We start from the raw sequence: 3,431 nt of genomic DNA, 5'->3' as shown, positions 1-3,431 counted from the left end.
TACGAAGTGGAAATCGTGGACTACCACCGGTGAGAGGAAAAGTGATGAAGCCAAGAGATATGCCGCCGATCCACCCGGGGGAGATCCTTCTCGAGGAGTTCCTAAAGCCCCTAGGGATCACGCAGTACCGCCTGGCTAAGGAGATCGGGGTCACGCCGCGCCGGATCAACGAGATCGTGCGCGGCCGGAGAGCCATCACCGCCGATACCGCCCTCCGGCTCGGGCGCTACTTCGGCATGGAGCCCGAGTTCTGGATGAACCTCCAGTCCCATTACGAGATGGAACGCGCCCGCGAGGCCCTGGGATCGCGCCTCGACGCCGAGGTCCGGCCCCTGAACCGGGCCGCCTGAGGTCCCCTACTCCCCGGCGTCGTCCTCGGGTTCGTCCTCGTAGAGGACCTCGTGGTACATGTTCCCCGGCACCAGGTGGTAGTCGGGGTCGAACACCCAGTCCTCCTCTTCCGCGCCCCCCGCGGGCGGGCCCTCGGGCCCCGGGCCGAACAGCCCCCGGCACCGCCGCACCACGGCGATCCCCAGCGCCGCCCCGCCCAGAAGCAGGCACCCGATCACGATCCAGCTCATCGCCCCCCTCCGGTCCCGGGGGCGGCCCGGCTCCGCAGAAGCCGCGCCACCAGGGCGTTCTCCCGCACATAGGGCACGTGGAGCTCGTAGCGGGCCCGGGTGATCGCCACGTAGGCCAGGTTCTTGAGCTGCTCCTTGCCCCACCGCTCCCCCGGCTCGAGCTCGTCCAGCCCCACCACGAACACCACCGACCAGTCCATGCCCTTGGCCGTGTGGATCGTGGAGATCGCCACGGCGTCGGTGGTCACGTCGAAGGCCGCCTTGCTCCGGTAGTCCTCCGAGGCCCAACGGGCCAGCACCCCCCGGGCCTGGAGCGCGGCCTCGACCCGCCGGGGGAACGGGGGGTCCCGGAACCCGTAGGCCTTCTTCGTGGGGTAGAGCACCGCCACCTCCGCGGCCGGCACCCCGCCCCGGAGCACCCGCTCGGCCACCGCGTCGGCCACGTGCTCCACGAGCCCCCCCGGGTCGGGGCACGCCCGCACCTCGGGCTCCGGCCCCCGGGCCGTCAGGTAGTCGGTGAAGAGCTCGAGTTGGCCCGCCGCCGGCCGGGGCTCGGCAGCCGCCTCGAGCCCCCGGAACCGGGCGGCGAAGGCCGCCAACTGCTCGGTCTGGCGGTAGGCCGTGCGGAGCCGGTGCACCTGGCCCCGGGCCCGGATGCCGAGCTCGGCCCAGCGGCGCTCGGCCCCCCGGCGGTAGAGGTCCTGGTGCTCGTCCAGGGCCACCAGAAGGTGGTCGGTCTCCGGGTTGAGAAGCCCCACCGCCAGCCGGAACATGTCGTCGGAGAAGTCCTGCCCCTCGTCCACGAGCACGGCGTCGTAGCGGTCGGGATAGGCCGGGAGCCGCGCCAGGGCCTCCTCCACCACGATGTCGTAGTACCCGGGCTCCTCCTTCTCGAAGTTCACCGGCTCCCCCAAAACCCGCTGGCACAGCTCGAACACGTGGCACACGTCCACCCCGCCGGGCCCGAGGCCCAGGCCGTGGCGGGCGCACAGGCGCTTCAGGTACGGCACCAGGGCCACGTTGTAGCACACCAGGAGCACCCGCCGGACCTTGGGGTTGTACTTGTGGAGGAACCGGGCCCGGTGCACCAGCACCAGGGTTTTCCCGCACCCCGAGGGCCCCACCACGATCCGGTGGCCGCCGTCCCACCGCCGGGCCAGGGCCTCCTGGTGGTGGTCGAGGATCCGGAGCCGCTCCCGGTCCTCCCCCGGCGCCGGCGGCCGGGCCGTGGGGAGCCGCACCTCGGGAAAGAGGGCCTGCCGCAGCGCCTGGACCTGCCGGCCCGTGAGCCGGCAGGGGAACACGGGCGGGAACGAGGCCTCGAGGCGTTCGCGAAACTTCCGGCCCGAGGGGTCGGTGAAGAGATCCCCCTGGGGGTGGAGGTCGTCCCAGAAAAACGCAAGGCCCGGCGGGATCACCCGGCCGAGCCCCTTCGTCTCGTACTCGTAGCGATTGATGTTGGAAAAGACCACCCCGGCCGACACCGGCACGGAGACCTTGTGGGCATCGCCGGGAAGCCGGAGCGCCGGCTCGGCCCGCAGCCGCTCCAGGATCTGGTACTGGTACTCCCGGGCCTGGCGCAGGGGGTTGGGCCGGGCCTCGGCCCGGCCGTTCACCTCGATCGTCCAGGTGTGGGGGTTGGCGTCGCGGACCTGGTCCAAAGCCCAGTCCTTCACCTCGAACACGACGAGGCCCAGGTCCGGGTGGAACAGCACGAAATCGGGCTCCCGGCCGTCCACGTCGGGCGTGTACCACGCCACAAACTCCCCGTCGGGCCGCGCCACCTCCTGCAAAAACGCGTAGAACCGCCTCTCCCCTTCCGTGTGGAACGCCCCCACCCCATCCGGAATCATCGTGGCCATGGGCCCCCTCCCTGTTTCGGGTTCGCCCGCGCTCCCGCCCCGCGCCGGGTCACCGGCGGCGGAACACCTCCCTCCGGTGCCAGGCCACGGCCTCAGCGGCGGGCCAAAACGCCTGGTCGGACGGCCCGAGGAGCGTCCTGCCGGCCAGGGCGCTGAGATGGGCCGGCAGGTTGGAGTTCCGGGCAAGCTGGGGGGAGGTTCGGATCCGGTAGTCCGGGTCGAGCCCCAAGAGCCCCTCGTCGAAACTCCAGTGGCACAGCCGGCACAGGCCGAGGCCGTTCACCACCCGGTCATCGCCCGACACCCGCCACGGCACGATGTGGGCCGCCTCCACCGCGGTGTGCCCCTCGGCCGTGATCACCCGCACCCCGCAAAACCCGCACCGGTGCTCGTAGGCCCGGACCACGGCCCTTCGGAACCCCTGGTACCGGGCGCGGGGTTCCACGTCGGTTGCGGCCCCCCGCAACGGCGCGGGGTCGCCCCCGGCGCGCAGCAGGAGCTCGCTGTACCGGTAAGCCCCCTGGTTCACGGTCGCCTGCTCCAAGATCGCCTCCCGCGCCCCGGGCTCGAAGTAGGTTTCCAGGAGCACCGCCCGGAGCGCCTCCCGGGACGGCGGGTCCCGTAGCAGGGCGAAAAGGTCCTCGTCCAGGGTCGCCCCGAGCACGAGGCTTCGAAGCCGGGGCAGGGAGTCCACCCGCCTCGCGGCCGCGAGCTGGGCCTCCCTCCCGGCGGCCGGCACGAGGTGCCAGAACCCGTCGCTTCGGAGGTGGAAGAACGGAAGCGCCACCGCGCCCCGCCGCTCCGGCGGCATCACCCGGGACCAGTAGAGCCCGAACAGCTCCACCAGGTCAGGGCCGGGTTCGAAGAAGTTCCCGGTTACGGCGCCCTCGGCCACGAGGTCCAGGACGCTCAGGAGCAGCAGCGGCTTGTGGGGTGCGCGGTGCCGGGTGGAGGCGGGGTAATGGACTCGGCTCCGGTCGGTCCGAAG

General features: G+C 72.0%; 4 protein-coding genes. 1 reads left to right on the top strand and 3 read right to left on the bottom strand.

What is annotated here, in order from left to right; all coding sequences use genetic code 11:
* Window positions 1-44 precede the first annotated feature (44 nt).
* A complete protein-coding gene (locus ACY0I8_RS17120) occupies window positions 45-350 on the top strand; it encodes a helix-turn-helix transcriptional regulator (protein WP_459940956.1) in 306 nt (101 codons plus the stop codon).
* 6 nt (window positions 351-356) lie between these two features.
* On the opposite strand, the gene ACY0I8_RS17115 is transcribed toward ACY0I8_RS17120, so the two are convergent.
* From ACY0I8_RS17115 to ACY0I8_RS17105, 3 genes are all read right to left on the bottom strand, one after another.
* Window positions 357-581, bottom strand: coding sequence for a hypothetical protein (locus ACY0I8_RS17115; protein WP_461395716.1), 225 nt, complete (start codon window positions 579-581; stop codon window positions 357-359).
* Complete coding sequence (locus ACY0I8_RS17110; protein WP_461395715.1) at window positions 578-2,443, bottom strand: NERD domain-containing protein; 1,866 nt, start codon at window positions 2,441-2,443, stop codon at window positions 578-580. The genes ACY0I8_RS17115 and ACY0I8_RS17110 overlap by 4 nt, the downstream gene beginning before the upstream one ends.
* Before the next feature lie 49 nt (window positions 2,444-2,492).
* Window positions 2,493-3,431, bottom strand: a 939-nt coding sequence (locus ACY0I8_RS17105; RefSeq protein ID WP_461395714.1) for an HNH endonuclease, incomplete at its 5' end; no start/stop codon positions are given.

The organism is Deferrisoma sp. (assembly GCF_054681715.1).
This window is presented reverse-complemented; position numbering and strand designations above follow the sequence as displayed.